Below are 18,348 nucleotides of genomic sequence, written 5' to 3' on the forward strand. Positions count from 1 at the left end.
AACGCCGCGCCCCAAGGCTTGCGCCGGTGTGCCCGCAAATTGATCAGCACGGGACGATCGTCTCCAGATCACAGGCCCTGGGCACCACGGCGCAGCCAGTTGTGGGCAAAGGCCAGTTTGCCTCGGGTGGCATCGGACAGCACGAAGGGATAGAGGTCCGACAGACCCATCGCGCGGTTGACGTGGTTGATCGCCATGGCCAGCGATGCGGCGACATGGATCAGCCGAGCGGGGTCGGGTTCGGCGTAGGGATCCCAGTTGGGACCGGGCACCTCCGGTGAGGACAGACCGGCGGCGATGACGCTGTCGGTGATGTCGGTCAGGTGCAGCAGGTGGGCAACGGTCTCGGCCCAGTCCTCGTGGGGGTGCGCCGAGGCGTAGCTGGTGATGAAATGCTGGCGCCAGTCGCCGGGTGGGCCGGTTTCGTAATGGCTTTGCAAGGCCGCGGTGTAATCCGAGCGTTCATCGCCGAACATGGCCCGGAAGGCTTCCAGAAAGTCTTCCCGTAAATGCAGCCGCCACCAGAGCATGTGCGCGATCTCGTGACGCATGTGCCCGATCATGGTCCGGTAGGGTTCCTGCAGGGCCTCGCGACGGCTGGTGCGCACCACGGGGTCGGCTTCGGCAACACTGATCGTGACCACGCCTTCCACGTGTCCCATGTACACCGGCGTCAGGCCCTCGGCCAGCAGGCGGAACATCGGTCGAACGCCGGGGTCTTCCGGCCGGAACCAGTGCCAGCGACCCAGGTTGTCCAGCACCCAGCGTTTGGCGGCTTCGGTCAGTGCCCAGTTGGCCATGGCCCCTTCGATCGACGGATCGGGCGCCAGCACGGTCATGGCGCAGGAACGACAGAAGGCGCCTTCTTCGGGGGCGATCCAGTTACAACCGATCACCTCGCGGTTGGCACAGAACGGCGGCATGGGCAAAAAGGCACGGGCCTGTGGATCGTAGGCGACGGGTGTGCCGTCGGCCGTGGCCAGATTGTCGAACCAGAGTGAGCCCGGACCGACCGGATTGGCGAAAACACGCATGGCGAAAGGCTTCCCGGAGAGATGTGAGTTCAGTATAGGAAGGGCTTTGGCTGTGTGTCCAAGGTATGTAAGAGAGAGGGCGGGACGCTTGTGGCTACAATCTATGGCTGAAATCTATGGCTGCAAAAATGGCCACAAAAAAAGGCAGCCGAAGCTGCCTTTTTCTTGAGCGAAGGTCGGCGGCTTACAGCGCGACGACGTTCTCCGCCTGCGGGCCTTTCTGGCCCTGGGTCACGGTGAACTCGACCTGCTGGCCTTCAGCCAGAGTCTTGAAACCGCCGCCCTGAATGGCGCTGTAGTGAACGAAAACGTCCGGGCCGCCTTCGCGAGTGATGAAGCCGAAGCCTTTGGTTTCGTTGAAGAACTTAACGGTACCGGTAGTGGTGGACATAATAATCTTTCCTGAAATCAATAAAAGTTTTGGTTGCTGGACATGGTCTCAATGACGATGCAGCGGGGTGCGGGAAATAATGAACACGCGGGATCAGAAACAGGACGACACACTACTACTAGGACACGTCTTATTCTTGAACGGCTTTGCTTACTCTTTCCTACGTCACGCACTGTAACCCGCTGTTTGCGAAATAGCCAACCTTTTCTTGCAACCCAGCGGCAAATCCCTATACCCGATCTGGCGTCGCTCCCGGCGGGCCCGTTCGCCGCGTAGCCTGCCGGGCGAGCGTGGGGGTGGGTTTCGCGTTAGACTCGGGGGTTTCCCGAATCGGAGGCCCCATGGAGCTGGTTACCTGGCTGACCTATGTCGGCGTGATCACCGCACTCATTGCGTTCCCGGGCCCGGTAGCCCTGCTGTGCGCCAGCCATGGCCTGCAACACGGGCACCGGCGGGCGTTTTCCACCGTGCTCGGCGGTGCGCTGGCGGCGTTGATTATGATGAGCGCGTCTGCCCTGGGGCTGGGGGCGATTCTGGCCACCTCGGAAACCGCCTTCCTGGCGCTGAAGTTCGTTGGCGGTGCCTACCTGATTTTCCTGGGCATCCAGAGCTGGCGAGCGCCCGCCGAGGCGCCGCAGTGGCAGGTGGGGGCCGAGTCCGCAACACCGCCTTCCCGTCAGTCCCATGGACAGCTTTTCCGCAGCGGCTTTACCGTGGGGATCAGTAACCCCAAGGATCTGCTGTTCTTCGGAGCTCTGTTTCCCGGCTTTATCGCCCTGGATCAGCCCCAGGGCTGGCAGTTCGCCATCCTGGCGCTGACCTGGCTAGTGATCGATACCACCCTGATGTCCGCCTACAGCACGCTCGGTTCGCGGATGGGGCGCTGGTTCAGTAAGGCCCGGCACGTGCGCTGGTTCAATCGCGTGACCGGCAGCCTGTTCATTGGTGCCGGAGGGGCGCTGTTGCGTCTGCCACGCTGAGCTGAGCGCTCTTCAGGCGGGAGTGCCGGAAAAGCGCTAGCCGCTACCACGGGCCCACCACATACCCGAGCTGCTCGGGCAGCCACAGGGCAATGCCCGGCACCAGCATCACCAGCAGCAGGCTGACGGCCATGGCGGCGATGAATACCAACGCCCAACCCAGGGTGTGCTCCAGGCGGATGTTGGCGACACGGGTGGTCACCATCAGGTTGACCGCCACCGGCGGGGTGAACTGGCCGATGGCGATGTTCATGGCGAGCAGGATGCCGAACCAGATGGGGTTCCAGCCAAAGTGGTTCATCAGCGGCAGCACGATGGGGATCAGGATCAGGTAGATGGACACCGCGTCCAGCAGCATCCCCGCGATCAGCACCAGTACCATGACCAGCCCCAGCAGTACCCAGCCATTGTCGGACAGTGACAGCAGCGCGTCGGCCAGATGCTGGAACGTACCCAGCGTCGTCCCGGCCCAGGCGAAGATGCCGGCCAGGGCGATGATGAACATCACCACGCCGGAGGTGACGGCCGCTTCGCTGATCAGCCCGAACAGGTTCTTCAGGCTCAGGTTGCGGTAGATCAGGGTGCCGACCAGCACGCCGTAGGCCACGGCAACCACCGCGGCCTCGGTGGGCGTGAACAGGCCGGAGCGCAGCCCGCCGAGGATGATGACCGGCGCAAACAGTGCCGGAATCGCCGCCTTGAAGCTGGGCCAGAAGGGCGGGCGCTCGACGGTTTCGGGATCTTCCCAGCGATGCCGGCGGGCAAAATACAGCGCCGGTGCCAGCAGCGACACCCCGGCCAGGATGCCGGGGAACAGGCCCGCCGCGAACAGGGCGCGCAGGTCCACGCCGGGCACCACGATGGAGTAGAGGATCAGGGCGATGGACGGCGGAATCAGGATCGCGGTGGACGACGACGCGGCGATCAGCGAGGCCGAGAACGGCTGTGGATAACCCGCCTTGCGCATGCTCGGAAGCATCACCATGGCCACGGCCGCCGCATCCGCCGGTCCGGAACCGCTCATGCCGCCCATGATCAGACACACCAGCACCGCGACGACCGTCAGGCCGCCGTGGCGCGGACCGATGATGGCCTGGGCGAAACGCACCAGGCTGGCGGCCACGCCGGCGCGCTCGAAGATCAGCCCGGTCAGGATGAACAGCGGGATGGCGATCAACGGGTATTTGGCGACGCTGTTGTAGGTGTTGGTGCCGAAGGTGCCCAGCATGTCCGCGGGCAGGCCGGCGAGGATGCCGACGGCGCCACCCAGACCCAGTGCAATCGCCACCGGCATGCCCAGCAGCAGGGCCAGCAGAAAGCTGCCGATCATCAGCCAGTCAGGACTCATGGATCACCTCCGGGTCTTCTTTGCCGCGCAGGCGATCGATCAGGTTCTGGGTGGTGCGGATCAGGATCGCCAGCGACAGTACGGGCAGCCAGACCACGTAGATCCAGTTGGGCAGCCCCAGCCCCGGCGAGAGGGATTCCCACTGGTATTCCTGCAGGGCAAAGGTGCTGCCGTACCAGGTCATCAGGCCCAGCACGACCACGCTGGCCAGCCACTGCAGCACAAACACCGGCTTGCGGGCCCAGGCGGGCAGGGCGTGCTCGATCAGCTCGATGCGAATGTGCTGGTTGTGTCGGGCGGCCACGGCAGCGCCGGCGAAGGTCAGCAGCACCAGGCAGAACACGGAAAATTCTTCGGTGAAGGCAAAGGACGCATCCGTGGCGTAGCGCACGATGACGTTGCCCAGGCTGATCACGCAGATGGCGGTCAGGGCGAGGGTGGCCAGCCAGGCTTCGGGCCGGAACTTGGGACGACGGGACGGCATGATGACTCCGGTTCAGGGAGGGCGCCCGCCACAACGACGGGCGCCGGACGAGCTTCCGACAGCGGCTTTACTGGGGGCGGTTGGCGACCGCGTCCTGAGCCTGTTGCACCAGGTCCTCGCCGATACGCGGCGTCCACTTTTCGTAGACCGACTGGGTCGCCTCCACGAAGGCGGCGTGTTGCTCCGGCGTCAGCTCGGTGACGGTTACACCACGCTCCTTGATCGCGGCCAGGGTATCGTCGATTTCAGAGCGGGATTTCTCGATTTCCCACTGACCGGCGTCAATGGCGGCCTGCTTCAGCAGTTGCTGGTCTTCCGGGCTGAACGTTCCCCAGACCCGGTTGCTGACGGCAAACACCAGTGGATCGGCCATGTAGTGCCACAAGGTCAGATGGGTCTGGCCCACCTGGTCGATGCGCGCCACATCGAACACCGACAGCGGGTTTTCCTGACCGTCCACAGCACCGGTGGTCAGCGCCGGCTTGGCATCGGCCCAGCTCATCTGGGTGGGGTTGGCGCCCAGCGCGGTGAAGGTGTCCTGGAACAGGGGCGAACCCACCACGCGGATTTTCAGTCCGTCCAGGTCCGCCGGCGCGTCGATCGCCAGCTTGGAGTTGGACAGCTCGCGGAAACCGTTCTCGCCCCAGGCCAACGGGGTGACGCCGCGCTTCTTGATGGCGGCGAAGACGGCCTCACCGGCCTCGCCCTGGGTAATGGCGTCGATGGCGGCGTGGTCCGGCATCAGGAACGGCAGGGAAAACAGGTTCAGTTGCGGGACCTGCGGCGACCAGTTGATGGTGGAGCCCACGGCCATGTCGATCAGCCCCGAGCGCATGGCGGAGAACTCCTTGGTCTGGTCGCCGGAGACCAGCTGCGAGTTACTGTAGACCTTCAAATTGATGCGACCGTCGGAACGCTCGCGAACCAGCTCGACCCACTTGTCGGCGGCCTGGCCCCAGGGAAAGGCGGAAGGCAGCACGGTGGACACCGTGTATTCGTCCTTGTACTGGGCCGCAGCCCCGGCACTGAACAGCAGGGAGGCGGCAGCGGCCGCCAGGAGGGAGCAACGCTTGAGCATGTTGTTTTCCTTTTTGTTGGTGTCGGAACAGCCGGCGTGCGGCGATCCGTTTTCAGCGACGACAGGCGATTATAGAAAGCGGGCCGGGGGGACGCAAAAGCGCGGGTTAGTGCATGAGTAAGTGAATTAAATGCATCGTTTCGGTGATTGGGCGTGGTCCCGACAGCTCGCGACATTCATCCACAAAAACTGTGGATAACTCCGTGGGTCAGTGCAGGAAGAACGTCTGAAAGCCTTGCGAGTCGCCGCGTGAGGGCGTTCGAGCGCATTATGACCAGGTCATGGCCGGGCGCTGGTCCGTCAATCTGTACCACTCTCTGTAGCCTGTACCGCTCTTTGTTGCCGGTACCACTCTCAGCAGCCTGTACCATACTCAGCAGCAAGACCCTTCCCGACTGGAGAGGTTTCGACCATGGAGCAGGTGGCCAGCCAGTTTCTCTCCGACAACATCACCGCCGTGCACCTGTTGGTGGCGCTAATGCTGGGCATGCTGGTGGGCCTGGAGCGGGGCTGGAGTGCGCGGGACAAGGACGCCGGCCAGCGTGTGGCCGGTATCCGCACCTTCGCGCTGACCGGCCTGCTCGGCGGCATCGCGGCGTTGCTGTCGGAGGCACTGTCATCGTGGATTTTCCCGGTGGTTTTCCTGAGCGTGTCCGGCTTGTGCGCGGTGGCTTACTGGCGGCGTAACCAGAGCCATCCGGATTACAGCATCACCGGCCTGGTGGGCCTGTTGCTCACCTTCTGTTTTGGCGGGATGGCGGTGGCGGTGGACGTGACCCTGGCGACGGCTTCGGCGGTAGTCACCGCGCTGGTGCTGGACAACAAGCGGGAGATCCACGACCTGCTGCTCAAGCTCCAGGCCAGCGAACTGGACGCGGCGCTCAAGCTCCTGCTGATCAGCGTGGTGATGCTGCCGCTGCTGCCCAACCGCTCCATGGGGCCGGGCGGGGCGCTCAACCCATACGAAATCTGGTGGATGGTGGTGCTGATCGCCTCCATCTCCTTCGTGGGGTACTTCGCGGTGCGGGTCGCCGGCACCGGCCGGGGAATCCTGTTCACCAGCCTGTTTGCGGGGCTGAGTTTGTCCACGGCACTGACCCTGCATTTTTCCCGCCAGTCGCGGGACAATGCCTCCCTCTCGCCGCAGCTGGCGTCGGGCATACTCATCGCCTGCGGCACCATGTTCCCCCGAATCCTGATCTACTGTCTGGTGATCAGTCCGGCACTGTTGGCCAGCCTGACGCTGCCGGTGGCGGTGATGGCGATCTCGCTGTATGTGCCGGCCGCGGTGATCTGGGTGCGCAACCGCCAGCGCCTGACCGTGGATCAGCCCGAATTGCACATGAACCCGCTTGATCTCAAGTCGGCGCTGTTCTTTGGCGCTCTGCTGACGGCGATCCTGCTGGTCGGCACCTGGCTGCAGGACTGGTTTGGCGATGCCGGTGTGTACCTGCTCGCGGCGACCTCGGGTGTGGCGGACGTGGACGCCATCACGCTGTCGCTGACGCGGATGTCGCAGTCGTCGATCACGGCGCAGACGGCGGTGATTGGCATTGTTCTGGCCTCGGCGGTGAACAATCTGGTGAAGTCCGCAATGGCCGCGCTGATCGGTACGCGGGCGCTGGCGCTCAGGGTGGGGCTGCCCATGTTGATGTCGTTGCTGCTGGGGCTGGTGGCGGCCCTGGTGTTTCGGGGGTGAGGCTCGTGAGGTCCGGCGCGCCCCTTGGGCGGCTCGATCTGGTATGCTCGCAACCGCATCCCGTGGTCCGGAGAACAGCATGTACATCGAGTCGGAACAGCAGCTCAGGGAGCTTTACGGCTTCCCCAAGGAAAAAGCGGTCCAGAAGCAGATTGGGACGCTGGAAAAGCACAGCATTCGCTTCATCGAGCGCGCGCCGTTCCTGGTCATTGCCTCCCGCGACCGTTCCGACGCCATGGATTGCTCGCCCCGGGGCGGCGAGCCGGGATTTGTCCGGGTGCTGGACAACAACACCATGCTGATCCCTGATGCGGCCGGTAACAAACGACTCGACAGCCTGGTGAACATTCTCGATACCGGCGACATCGGCTGCATCTTCATGATTCCCGGCATCAACGAAACCGTGCGGGTCAACGGAACCGCCCGCATCTCCGTGGCCGATGAGCATCTCCGCCACTTCCCTGCCGTGGACGGCGCCGGCAATCCGGCCAAGGCCTGCATCGAGGTGACCGTGAAGGAAGTGTTCCTGCACTGCGCCCGGGCCTTCCTCAAATCCGGACTGTGGGACCAAGCGACCCATGAAGACCGTTCGATGTTCCCGGGCATGCTGGAAATGATCAACGACCAGATCGCCGCCGATCGCGCCAACGAACCGGAATAGACGGGGAGACGGGAGCGGCCGCGCGCTCCCTCCCTGGTTACTGTGTTTGTTGGACGCTGGCTGCGGTAAACGCGGGATAACCGCCCGGTCTTGCCTCATTGAGGTTGCCCAGGAAATTGTCGTCCCGCATCGGCACGCTGGCTGAGCCGTAGTCGAAGCTGTTCAGGTTGTTGCGCAGGGTTGCGTTGGCAACGCCGTCGCCGGTCATGGTGTACCAACTGGTGATCACCGGAGTGACGAACGAACCGTAGGGATTCTCCGCCGCTTCGTCGGTCTTGGCGAAGCGCAGTGCGTGGGTGGCCACGCCGTCCTTGTGATAGACGATCTTCAGGTGCCCGTTCTGTTGCGGCAGGTTGGCAATGGCGTCGGTGGTCATGTCGCCGTGGGCGCTGTAGCTGCCGTGGGTGACGACGCCGTTGGTGGTCCAGACCGCGGCATGCTCCCAGTCGTGGCGATGGCCGCTCTGGATGCCGGCGAGGATCTGGTCCTTGAGGAAATACAGGCTGAAGAAATGCCCGCAGTACTCCGAGCCGCCACTGGTGATGCAAGCATAGCGGTGCAGGGTGTTCGAGGTATCCAGGAAGTTGTTGTCGCGGCAGCCGCCGGTCAGGCTGCCGGATGGATTCAGGCCACCGTTTTGCGCCCCACTGCGGCTGATGCCGGCGCTGGGCAGGCAGCCGTCGGTATCGAAATCGAACACCGGGGCGATGCGGGCGGCATCCGCCCCGCCGGGCAGCGCCTGGTCGAGGGCGATGAAGCTATCCGCCGATGCGAGCGGTGACAGAGCCAGGGCGGGTACCAGGAACCCAAAGCGAATCGATGACATGGTCAAGCCTCCTCCGTGATATGGCGATCAATCCCACGAAGAAGGGTAGCAATGGCGTGTAACGATCCGGTTTCAGGCGGATGGCATCCGATCAGTGGGTCGGACTGTCCGGCACGTCCTCGGAGAAATAGGTACGCATCCAGTCGAACAGGGTATCCACCGTCACGTCCGTGAACGGCATGTGCTCGAACTCGTTACCGGCTTCCTCCTCCAGGGTGGAGAACTGGTAGAGCAGCAGCCCCGGCTTTTCATCGTGGAGGATGAGGTTGATGCGCCGGCGGGTGCGCAGGCAGTCGATGGTCATGGCGTCGGCGGGAATGCCCATCTCGCGCATACCGCGACGCACGCCCACCACCGGGTTGATGGTCTGGTACGCCTGCTGGATGCGGGCGTGGGCCTCGCTGGCCATATCGGACAGGGATTTCAGGGCGGCTTCGGACATTGCACTCTCCTTTAACGGCAGCCGGCAGGGTAACAGAACCGCTCACCGATCGAGAGTGAGGTCACCATTGATCCGGTAGACGTAGCGGATGTCTTCCAGAGTGGTTCCGTCAATCTCGAAGGTGCCACGCGTTGCCGGTTCCGCCACGAAACCCGCCCGGGAATAGAACCGGATCGCCCGTTCATTGCCGGCAATCACCCACAGACTGACCGAGCGGTAGCCACTGCCCCGCAGCCGCTTGAGGGCCGCCAGCCACAGCCGTCGACCGGCGCCGGACGACCAGGCGCCGGGGTGGACATAGATCGACCAGATCTCGGCGCGGTCGCCGGGTGCGCCCTGATCCCGGCAGGGGCCATAGGCAATGAACCCCAGGATCCGCGCGTCTCGGCGGGCCACCAGCAGTTGCCCGGGAAAACGGGTCAGGAAATCCTGCCACTGGCCGGCCCGCTTCTCGACGGACAGGGACGCGAGGTAGGCGGCAGGTAGAAACGCCTGATAGGCCACCTGCCAGGTCTCGACATGGACGGCCGCGATGGCGTGGCAATCGTTCAGGGTGGCGGATTCGATACGCATGGGCGCTCGCGAAAGGGGTGAGGAAGTCATTCGTCCGCGACGACGATCATTCCCGAGGTGGCCGTAGGCTCCATTCGGGGCAGGACCGTCTCTTTCAACGTTATCGGGGCTGGCGCGGAAAGCCAAATGGAACAAGTCAAAAAGATGCGTGTCACAACGACTGCTTGCGTGGTCCGGCGGACGTGAGGTGAGCCTGAAATGGCTATCCCGGTGCCGGAACAACATATTTCTCAGCTGAAGGATAAGCCGATGAACGTTAACCGTAGCGCCTCCTCCTCGCATAAACGCCTTTCCGGATCCCTGATGTCACGAGTCAACGCCTCGCTGGGTGCGCTGGTGCTGGGAGCCGCCATGCCGGCGGCTGCCGAAACCACGGAAACGCCCGAATATGGCGGTGAGCTGGAAGGCTTTGAGTATCCCTATCCGGTGAAACGGTTCCAGTTCACCTCCCAGCGCCAGGATCTGCAGATGGCCTACCAGGATGTTGCGGCGGAGGACCCGAACGGCCGCACCGTGGTACTGCTGCATGGCAAGAACTTTTGCGCCGCCACCTGGGAAGACTCCATCGAGCGGCTGACGGATGCCGGCTATCGGGTGATCGCCCCCGACCAGATCGGCTTCTGCAAATCCACCAAACCCGAGGCCTACCAGTTCAGCTTCCACCAGCTGGCGTCCAACACCCACGCGCTGCTGGACAGCCTCGACATCGACAACGTCACCATCATGGGGCACTCCATGGGCGGTATGCTGGCCAGCCGTTACGCCCTGATGTATCCGGAGCAGACCGAACAGCTGGTGATGGTGAACCCCATTGGCCTGGAGGACTGGAAGGCCAAGGGCGTGCCCTACCAGCCCATCGACGAGGGCTATGCGGCGGAGAAGAAGAAAGACGCCGAGGGCATCCGCAACTATCAGCGTTCCACCTATTACGTCGGCCACTGGGAGCCGGGCTACGATCGCTGGGTCAATATGCTGGCGGGGATGTACGCCGGCGAGGACGGCGACCGCGTCGCCTGGAACCAGACCCTGACCTCCGACATGGTGTTTACCCAGCCGGTGGTGCACGAGTTCGACCGGATCCAGGTGCCGACGCTGTTGCTGATCGGCGAGAAAGACAACACCGCGATCGGTAAGGGGCGCGCGTCCGATGCGGTCCGCCAGACCCTGGGGCGCTATGAGGTACTGGGCGAGCGGGCGGCCGAACGCATTCCGGATGCGACCCTGGTGGAGTGGCCGGACCTGGGGCACTCGCCGCACATCCAGAAGCCGGACCTGTTCCACGAAGCGCTGCTGGAAGGCCTGGCCGAGGTGGATACGACGCATTAACGCCGCATGAATGCCCGGACGGTCTACCGGGGAAGCAGACCGTCCGGGCGCCCGAAAAATCGGCTTATTCCTGTTTTTCCACCGACAGGGCCACCGCCGCGGTCGTCCGGATCACCACTTCCCGACCCACCTGATCGTCGCTCAGCGCCACATCCGGGCGCACGGGAACCTCGGCCTCCGTGCCATCCGGAAACATCAGCGTGGCGGTGTGGTTGGCCAGGTCGACACCGGTGACCAGCGCGGTAATCTCGGTGGTCGCGCCGGCGAAGCCGGCTGGTGTCCCGCCTTCCTCGGCACGGGTGGCAAGGCCGGCGGCGCCGTCGTTGGCCATCTCGCCCAGCTCGCGCAGGAAGACCACGGTTTCCTCGGCATACTCCACGTTGACCTGGTCGCCTTTTTCCACCTGATTGAAGTTCACCGCTTCCGGGCCGATGGTGATGGTCTTTTCTCCCCCGTTGTCATCCACCAGGGTGACGCTGCGTTCGCTGTAATCGATGGCTTTCACGGTCGCGCTGATGCGGGCCGTTCGGCGTTGTATGCCGCCGGGTACGCCTGGCTCGGTGACGACCGATTCTTCCACGTCGGCGGTCATGGGTTTGGGCGGTTCGTCCGGCGTGCCGGCGCAGGCCGCGAGCAGTATGGCAGTGCAGGCGACCGTGGCGCCCCGCGTCGCTCGAAGGGTGTGGCTGGGCATGGTGAGTCTCCCGTTATAAGGATCCATTGGCGGTCTGGGGCGTCCATTCGCTGACAGGCAGAACGGCGACACGGCGGGAGTCATGAAGCGTCAGCAAATTCAGTATAGGTGCCCTGCGGGAGGGATGCCCGGGGAGCCTACAGACTCGATGTGACGTCGTGCAGGGCCCGGTCCAGGCGCTCGACGATGGTGTCGATCTCCTGCTCCGAAGCCGTCAGGGCCGGGCTGAAGTTCAGCACGTTGTTGAAGCCGGGCACGCAGCGGTTGGTGCGGCCGATCAGCAGGCCGTGCGCCTTGCAGCTGGCGACAATCGCCATGGGGATGGCTTCGTCCACCGGTTGCCTGGAGTGCCGGTCCGACACCAGCTCGATGCCCTGGAACAGCCCCTTGCCGCGCACGTCGCCAATCAACGGATAGCGGCCGGCCAGGTCCAGGAATCCGGCCATCAGCCGTTCGCCCCGGCGGGCGCTGTTCTCCACCAGCCCCTCGCGTTCGATGATCGACAGGTTGGCCAGGGCGGCGGCCTGGGAGGCGAGGCAGCCGCCAAAAGTGGAAATGTCGCGGAAGTAGCCCAGGTGATCGCCTTCGGCTTCCCGCAACAGCTCGTAGACGCGCTCGGTGGTGACCGTGCAGGAAATCGCCGCGTAGCCGGACGCCACGCCCTTGGCCATGGTGACGATGTCTGGCGTGATGCCGTCGTGCTGGTAACCGAACCAGGCGCCGGTACGGCCCATGCCGCAGACCACCTCGTCCAGGATCAGCAGGACGCCGTGGCGGTCGCAGATATCACGCACGGCCTGCAGGTAGCCGGCCGGCGGGGGAATGACGCCGCCGCCGGCGGTGATGGGCTCGATGATCACCGCGCCCACTGTATCCGGCCCCTCCCGCAGGATGACGTCTTCCAGGGCCTGGGCGGCCCGCGCCCCAAAGTCCTCGACCTCGCCGTAGGGATTGCGGTACTCGCAGCAGTGGGGGAACTCCACGAAGCCCGGCACGAAGGGGCCGAAGTGTTCGCGGCGTTCCAGCTGACCGGTGGCGCTGAGAGCGGCCAGGGTGGTGCCGTGGTAATCGCGCTCGCGATAGAGGATCTTGTGCTTGCGACCGCCGTAGTGCTTGTGGGCGATCTGTCGCACCATCTTGAAGGCTTTCTCGTTGGCCTCCGAGCCGGAGCTGGAATAGTAGACGCGGCTCATGCCCGGCATCTTGTCCAGCAGCCGTCCGGCGAACGCCGACGCAGGTTTGCTGGCCATGGAGCCGGCGAAATAGTTGAGCTCCAGGAGTTGCTGGTGGACCGCGTCGGCGATCTCGCGCCGGCCGTAGCCGACGTTGGTTACCCACACGCCGCCGGATGTGGCGTCCAGGTAGGCCTTGCCGTCACTGTCCCAGAGCGTCAGCCCCTCGCCGCGGACAAACATCGTCAGCCCCGAGTCCGCGGCCTGCCCGGGCGTCATGTGGTGCCAGACGTGGGTCCTGTCCCAGGTTTTCAGAGCTTCGACATCCTGATCGAAGGTAGTCATGGTTCCATGCTCCGTTGGGCCGGTCGCGGGGCGGCCGGGTCAGTGCAGTTGGCGGCCGTCGTCCAGGCTGATTCCCAGCGCCCGCAGTTGCTTGGCCAGACGCTCGTCGCCGGAGGTCAGCCATTGCCGGTAAAGCGTCAGCACGTCCCGGGCACTGCGGCCCGGATGGCGGGTACAGGCGCGGGCGGCAAGATCGAGAAAGGCGGCGAAGCGTTCCGACAGTTCGGCGAATACATGGCGGCCGCTGGCGGCGTTGTCGGCCAGGTAGTCGTAGGCGCCACCGCCCATGCCTACGAAATAATCCTGCCGGAAGCCCTTGCGGGCGTAGCGTTCCGGGAACAGCGCGCCGATGAACAGGGCCTGGTCGCCCAGTTGGCGCAGGATCAGGCAGCGCTCGTGATCCGCGGCGGCTTCGTGAGCGTCCTTGTACAGCAGCGCCAGGGGACGCAAGCCCAGCTGGCCCTCCTCGTAGCTGAACAACTGGCGGCTATCGCCCAGGCGAGCCAGAACCGAGCCCACGTACCAGAGGGTGTCTTCCTCGGGACGAGGTTCCAGGGCGTCGGCGCAATCGGTCAGCCGTTCCCGGAAGTAGTCTCCCAGTGTGCGCTCGAAGGTTTGTTCGGCCGGTTCCCGCATATCGACACCTCCCGCCGGTTGGCCTCTCTTTGACTATAAAACAGCCAATGGCCAATTCAAGGCATAAACGACACGGCGGATAGAGAAAAACGGTTTAAACATCCCTGGTCGTCGCCTCTTGAAAGCGGCTCCGCTGCACCTATTTTGCGATTCGATGGGCGGCGATTGCGCCGATCCCGGCAACGCTGTTTTCAGGGGCTGGCCCGCCCTGGAACGGGCCACTGTTCAGGAGGAAGAGTCAATGCAGATCAGACCGCTCTATGACCGGGTGGTTGTTCGTCGACTGGAAGCCGAAACCCTCAGCCGAGGCGGGATACTGATCCCGGAAAGGTCGGCTGAGAAGCCCACCCAGGGCGAAGTGCTGGCCGTGGGAGAGGGCGCGTTGCTGGACAATGGCGAACGCCAGCCAATGACCGTCAAGGTGGGTGACCGCGTGCTGTTTGCGAAGTTCGCCGGAACCGGGATCACGTTGGACGACGACACCTGCCTGGTCGTTCGCGAATCCGACATTCTCGCTGTGATTGAAGACGCGCAGGCGCAGGAGCACGCGGCATGACCACGAAAACCATCAAATTTTCGCAAAGCGCCCGCGAGCGCATGCTGGCGGGTGTGAACACTCTGGCGGACGCGGTGAAGGTCACCATGGGGCCGAAAGGTCGCAATGTGATTCTCGACAAGGGATACGGCGCGCCCCGGGTGACCAAGGATGGCGTGTCGGTGGCCAGGGACATCCAGCTCAAGGACAAGTTCGAGAACATGGGCGCCCAGATGGTCAAGGAAGTGGCCTCGAAAACCGCCGAACTGGCGGGCGACGGCACGACCACCGCGACCCTGCTGGCCCAGGCCATCGTGCGCGAAGGGCATAAGGCGGTCGCCGCCGGCATGAACCCGATGGATCTGAAACGCGGTATCGACCTGGCCGCGGTTGCGGCCGTGGAGGAACTCAAGCAGCTCGCCCGGCCCTGCAGCGACAGCAAGGCCATCGGCCAGGTGGCCACGGTCTCCGCCAACTGGGACACCGCCATCGGCGACATCCTGGCGAAGGCCATGGATCAGGTCGGCCGCGGTGGCGTGATTACGGTGGAAGAGGGCAAATCCCTGGACAACGAGCTGGACGTGGTGGAGGGCATGCAGTTCGACCGTGGCTACCTGTCCCCCTACTTCATCACCAGCCAGGACCGTATGCAGGCGGAACTGGACAGCCCCTACGTGCTGCTGTTCGACAGGAAGATCGGCAACATCCGCGACCTCTTGCCGATCCTGGAAGCCGTCGCCAAGGCGGGCAAACCGCTGCTGCTGATCGCTGAAGACGTCGAGGGCGAAGCCCTGGCCACGCTGGTGGTGAACAACCTGCGTGGCATCCTCAAGACCGCCGCGGTGAAAGCGCCGGGCTTCGGCGACCGGCGCAAGGCAATGCTGCAGGATATAGCCACGCTCACCGGCGGTGAAGTGATCTCCGAGGACGTCGGCCTGTCGCTGGAACAGGTCCAGTTGGACCAGCTCGGCTCGGCCAAGCGCGTGGTGATCACCAAGGAGCACACCATCATCGTCGACGGCGCCGGCAGCAAGCCGGACATCGAGGCCCGCGTGACCCAGATCCGCAAGGAGATCGAGGCCTCCAAATCCGACTATGACCGGGAGAAGCTGCAGGAACGCGTGGCCAAGCTGTCCGGCGGGGTGGCGGTGATCAAGGTGGGGGCTGCCACGGAAATGGAAATGAAGGAGAAAAAGGATCTTGTGGACGACGCCCTGCACGCCACCCGAGCCGCCGTGGAGGAAGGCATCGTCCCGGGCGGAGGCACCGCGCTGATCCGGGCCGCGGATGCGGTGCGCAAGGCCGGACTCAACGCCGTCAACGAAGACCAGAGGGCCGGTATCCGCATCGCCCTGCGGGCCATGGAAGAGCCGTTCCGCCAGATCGTGGTGAACGCCGGCGTGGACGCCAGCGTGGTGCTGGACAAAGTGCGCGCCAACGACAGCGTGAGTTGGGGCTACAACGCCCAGACCGAAGACTACGGCGACATGCTCGCCATGGGCATCCTCGACCCGGCCAAGGTCACCCGCACCGCGCTGCAGAACGCCGCGTCCGTGGCTGGCATGATGCTGACCACCGAAGCGATGGTCAGCGACGCCCAGGAGGAGAAAAAGGCATCCCGTGCTCATGAGATGCCGGACTACGATTTCTAGTCGCAGCCGCAAAACAGTTTTCAAGGGGCTCTCTGAGCCCCTTTTTTTGTTGTTGCCGCCAGGTTTCGGTTTCCCCCGCCTGCCCCTTGGCAGGCAGCTTGTGTAGACTCGTCCCCGCCAAGGATCCAGAACCGATAAGGAAATCAGGAAGATGACAAGGAAGACGTCCGTTGGCGTCCTGCTGGCCGTTGTCGTAGCGGTTGGCGTGGGGGCGCTTGTGTATTGGCAAAGCCGCGAGAGACTGACCTTCAGCCCCGACATCGGGGAAGCCCACTCCTACAGCCTTCATTACCAGCTTGATCTGGCGCCGGAGCGCTCGGGTGCGCGTCTGCCTGTCGGTGACATGACGCTGGACGCCTCGTCCCGCAGTACCGTGACCGGGCGGAATGGGGAGACTTTCGTGGTCGAGACCGGACTGGAAACCCTGGTCTTCCGGAATGACGGGCGTGAGGTACTGAATACCAGTGATTTCGATCATGACTCGGGTCGTCGGGGAGCGTTCGTTCGCCTGCTGAAGAGCGGATTGCGGGAGACTGTTGATCAACGCGGTGTCGCGCGTGATACGGAGTTTGTCGACACCGAGGCCTTCGAGTCGATTAAGGGCGAGGTTCCGGCCGATGCGCTTGTTCAACTGAAACAGAGCATGGCGCAAATGGAGCTGGTTCATGGTGGACTGCCGGAACAGCCATTGAAGGCCGGTTTGCAATGGCAGGCGCCGGCGGTGACCGGCAACGCCGACAGCGTCGCCATACCCGCCATGACGTTCACCGTGGCTGACGTCGGAGAAGATGCCATTACCGTGAACGCCACCACTCAGGCCGAAGGCGGTAAGGCGGAGCCGGCTGGTTACATTGTCTTCGAGCGTCATTCCGGCTGGCCTTTGCAGGCCACGCTCGATTTCTCTGTACGGACGCATCTTATGGAGGAGCCGGTCAACGCACACACGCGAATCGAGCTCAACCGCGATGACCAGCCGTCTTCACGGGCCGACTTTGAATACGAACACTTCGTGCGCACGGGACTGCTGGGCTTCCCGATGGATCTGCGTGATGAGGGTGCCCGTCGCTATTTCCTGCCCCCCTACGATGTCAAATCGCCTGACGACGTGCTCGATCGGGTGAACCATGAACTGATGTGGTTCCCGCCGGAGGACGGCGAAGCGAGAGGTCTGGACGTGCCGTCGGAGTTACTTTTGCAGAACATGGTCGAGCCCCTGCGGGTAACGGCCCTGAGTCTGCTGGACAGCGATGGCGAGCCAGTCAGCGATCAGGCCACGCCGAACGAGCGCTTCGATCTGCGGAGCCATGTCTATTCAAGCTGGTCGTCCACCGGGGAGTCATCGGCGCCGTTATTGGCTCATCCGTTGGCCGACGATCAGCTCCAGGCCCTTGATCGCATCAGGATGGAGGTTGAGGTCGACGTGCCCGGGAAGGTCATCGAAGCGGTCCTCAAACCCAGCGATGCCGCCGTGTCACTGGGCGACGGCGTGACTGTGGCCGTGGAAAACTGGCAGCCCAACCAGGTGGTGCTGCGGGTATCGCGCCCAGACGGCTTCCCGGTACTGGACTGGGCGTTTCTGGCGGCGGTTCCCGTCGATGGCGCGGGTACGGATATCCCGAGCTTCCAGTATACGTCGTCCAATACCGTGCTCGAGCGACTGCGAGCCTCGCCGGCGTTTGTCGACCGCGAGGCGGACGAAGACCTGGTGGTGGACATGGTCGACGCGCTGCGGCTGAAAAGTCCGGTCGCCCGTCACGGTGACAAGCTGATTACCATCGACGCGCCGTCGCCGGTCGCCTCGGTTCGGCTGTTGCGATCCCCGCACGAAACCCGATCCCAGACCTGGATTGCCCGCAATGGCAGTTTCATCTCGAGTGGCGGCCCCGTGGTGGGGCAGCGCACGGTGCCCGAGGAACAGGTATCGGGTCATGCGTTCCCGGAGCTGGACATGCAGGATGCTGCGATCGATGGTGTCGCCCGCCATCAGCTCATGCTGAAGGTGCCTGGCGATGATCCCGCCCGCTGTGAGGCTCGGGTTGAAGCGCCCGATCGTTATCGCGGTCACACCCTGTCACTGGATCGGCGCGGCTATGGCCCGAACCTCCAACTGACCACGGACAACGGTCTGCTGTTCTTCTATGACCTGTCTGTGGAAGTCAGTCTTCGCTGCGTGACGCGGATCGAGATGGCGACACTCGACGTCGATGGAAGCGATCTGATCGAGCGTGTTGGTCCCAGCACCGTCAAGCTCACCAACGCGGCAAGCCGCCAGTTTGATCGCATTGCGAGGATGTCCGGGGTGCGGGTCGCGCCGGTGGGGCGCAATGCCAATGGCGAGGCGCTGCAGCCGTTGGAGCCGGTCGAAGCTGGGCAGCTGCGTTTCTGGGGGGAGGTTAAGACCCTGACCCTGCCGCAGGTCCGGGCCAGCGAAAGCCGTACCCTCCAGGCAACTTTCGAACCTCTGCCGTAACC

General features: G+C 63.9%; 18 protein-coding genes. 7 read left to right on the forward strand and 11 right to left on the reverse strand.

Going from position 1 to position 18,348, the window contains the following annotated elements; translation table 11 throughout:
• Nucleotides 1-68: 68 nt before the first annotated feature.
• Nucleotides 69-1,034: a zinc-binding metallopeptidase family protein gene (locus tag DKK67_RS02530; RefSeq protein WP_111494090.1), complete on the reverse strand. Its 966-nt coding sequence runs from the start codon at nt 1,032-1,034 to the stop codon at nt 69-71.
• 184 nt (nt 1,035-1,218) lie between these two features.
• Nucleotides 1,219-1,425: a cold-shock protein gene (locus DKK67_RS02535; RefSeq protein ID WP_111494092.1), complete on the reverse strand. Its 207-nt coding sequence runs from the start codon at nt 1,423-1,425 to the stop codon at nt 1,219-1,221.
• Nucleotides 1,426-1,766: 341 nt separating this feature from the next.
• On the opposite strand from DKK67_RS02535, the gene DKK67_RS02540 reads away from it, so the two are divergent.
• Nucleotides 1,767-2,405, forward strand: a complete 639-nt coding sequence (locus DKK67_RS02540; protein WP_111494094.1) for a LysE family translocator — start codon at nt 1,767-1,769, stop codon at nt 2,403-2,405.
• A 43-nt stretch (nt 2,406-2,448) separates the two neighbouring features.
• Here the strand turns inward: DKK67_RS02540 and DKK67_RS02545 are convergent, their stop codons facing one another.
• The 3 genes from DKK67_RS02545 to DKK67_RS02555 all read right to left on the reverse strand — a co-directional run bounded on the left by DKK67_RS02545 (nt 2,449) and on the right by DKK67_RS02555 (nt 5,315).
• Nucleotides 2,449-3,753: a TRAP transporter large permease gene (locus tag DKK67_RS02545; RefSeq protein WP_111494096.1), complete on the reverse strand. Its 1,305-nt coding sequence runs from the start codon at nt 3,751-3,753 to the stop codon at nt 2,449-2,451.
• A complete protein-coding gene (locus DKK67_RS02550; protein WP_111494098.1) occupies nt 3,743-4,237 on the reverse strand; it encodes a TRAP transporter small permease in 495 nt (164 codons plus the stop codon). The genes DKK67_RS02545 and DKK67_RS02550 overlap by 11 nt, the downstream gene beginning before the upstream one ends.
• Before the next feature lie 67 nt (nt 4,238-4,304).
• Nucleotides 4,305-5,315, reverse strand: coding sequence for a DctP family TRAP transporter solute-binding subunit (locus DKK67_RS02555; protein ID WP_111494100.1), 1,011 nt, complete (start codon nt 5,313-5,315; stop codon nt 4,305-4,307).
• Nucleotides 5,316-5,727: 412 nt separating this feature from the next.
• Between DKK67_RS02555 and DKK67_RS02560 the strand changes: the two genes are divergently transcribed.
• Both DKK67_RS02560 and DKK67_RS02565 read left to right on the forward strand, forming a co-directional pair.
• Nucleotides 5,728-7,014 carry an MgtC/SapB family protein gene (locus DKK67_RS02560; protein ID WP_111494102.1) on the forward strand — a complete coding sequence of 429 codons (1,287 nt, stop codon included), beginning with the start codon at nt 5,728-5,730 and terminating at the stop codon, nt 7,012-7,014.
• A gap of 79 nt (nt 7,015-7,093) precedes the next feature.
• Nucleotides 7,094-7,675, forward strand: a complete 582-nt coding sequence (locus DKK67_RS02565) for an MSMEG_1061 family FMN-dependent PPOX-type flavoprotein (RefSeq protein ID WP_111494104.1) — start codon at nt 7,094-7,096, stop codon at nt 7,673-7,675.
• Nucleotides 7,676-7,712: 37 nt separating this feature from the next.
• Here DKK67_RS02565 and DKK67_RS02570 read toward each other — a convergent pair whose 3' ends face one another.
• The 3 genes from DKK67_RS02570 to DKK67_RS02580 all read right to left on the reverse strand — a co-directional run bounded on the left by DKK67_RS02570 (nt 7,713) and on the right by DKK67_RS02580 (nt 9,516).
• On the reverse strand, nt 7,713-8,501 hold the full coding sequence (locus DKK67_RS02570; protein ID WP_111494106.1) for an NPP1 family protein: 789 nt from the start codon (nt 8,499-8,501) through the stop codon (nt 7,713-7,715).
• 91 nt (nt 8,502-8,592) lie between these two features.
• Nucleotides 8,593-8,943 (reverse strand): hypothetical protein, encoded by a 351-nt coding sequence (locus DKK67_RS02575; RefSeq protein ID WP_111494108.1) that lies wholly within the window; start codon nt 8,941-8,943, stop codon nt 8,593-8,595.
• A gap of 42 nt (nt 8,944-8,985) precedes the next feature.
• Nucleotides 8,986-9,516 carry a GNAT family N-acetyltransferase gene (locus tag DKK67_RS02580; protein WP_162628724.1) on the reverse strand — a complete coding sequence of 177 codons (531 nt, stop codon included), beginning with the start codon at nt 9,514-9,516 and terminating at the stop codon, nt 8,986-8,988.
• Nucleotides 9,517-9,819: 303 nt separating this feature from the next.
• On the opposite strand from DKK67_RS02580, the gene DKK67_RS02585 reads away from it, so the two are divergent.
• Nucleotides 9,820-10,842, forward strand: coding sequence for an alpha/beta fold hydrolase (locus DKK67_RS02585; RefSeq protein WP_111494112.1), 1,023 nt, complete (start codon nt 9,820-9,822; stop codon nt 10,840-10,842).
• A 64-nt stretch (nt 10,843-10,906) separates the two neighbouring features.
• On the opposite strand, the gene DKK67_RS02590 is transcribed toward DKK67_RS02585, so the two are convergent.
• The 3 genes from DKK67_RS02590 to DKK67_RS02600 form a co-directional block, all read right to left on the reverse strand.
• Entirely contained in the window at nt 10,907-11,536 is a 630-nt protein-coding gene (locus tag DKK67_RS02590) for a hypothetical protein (protein ID WP_111494114.1), read from the reverse strand.
• Between the two features lie 137 nt (nt 11,537-11,673).
• Nucleotides 11,674-13,053, reverse strand: coding sequence for an aminotransferase family protein (locus DKK67_RS02595; protein WP_111494116.1), 1,380 nt, complete (start codon nt 13,051-13,053; stop codon nt 11,674-11,676).
• 39 nt (nt 13,054-13,092) lie between these two features.
• Nucleotides 13,093-13,689 carry a hypothetical protein gene (locus tag DKK67_RS02600; protein ID WP_111494118.1) on the reverse strand — a complete coding sequence of 199 codons (597 nt, stop codon included), beginning with the start codon at nt 13,687-13,689 and terminating at the stop codon, nt 13,093-13,095.
• 241 nt (nt 13,690-13,930) lie between these two features.
• Between DKK67_RS02600 and DKK67_RS02605 the strand changes: the two genes are divergently transcribed.
• The 3 genes from DKK67_RS02605 to DKK67_RS02615 all read left to right on the forward strand — a co-directional run bounded on the left by DKK67_RS02605 (nt 13,931) and on the right by DKK67_RS02615 (nt 18,346).
• Nucleotides 13,931-14,245: a co-chaperone GroES gene (locus DKK67_RS02605; RefSeq protein WP_111494120.1), complete on the forward strand. Its 315-nt coding sequence runs from the start codon at nt 13,931-13,933 to the stop codon at nt 14,243-14,245.
• Nucleotides 14,242-15,876, forward strand: coding sequence for a chaperonin GroEL (groL, locus tag DKK67_RS02610; RefSeq protein WP_111494122.1), 1,635 nt, complete (start codon nt 14,242-14,244; stop codon nt 15,874-15,876). Before DKK67_RS02605 ends, groL begins: the two co-directional genes overlap by 4 nt.
• 151 nt (nt 15,877-16,027) lie before the next feature.
• A complete protein-coding gene (locus DKK67_RS02615) occupies nt 16,028-18,346 on the forward strand; it encodes a hypothetical protein (RefSeq protein ID WP_111494124.1) in 2,319 nt (772 codons plus the stop codon).
• Nucleotides 18,347-18,348 lie beyond the last annotated feature (2 nt).

Origin of the sequence: Marinobacter bohaiensis (genome assembly GCF_003258515.1) — a bacterium.
Taxonomy (GTDB): domain Bacteria; phylum Pseudomonadota; class Gammaproteobacteria; order Pseudomonadales; family Oleiphilaceae; genus Marinobacter_A; species Marinobacter_A bohaiensis.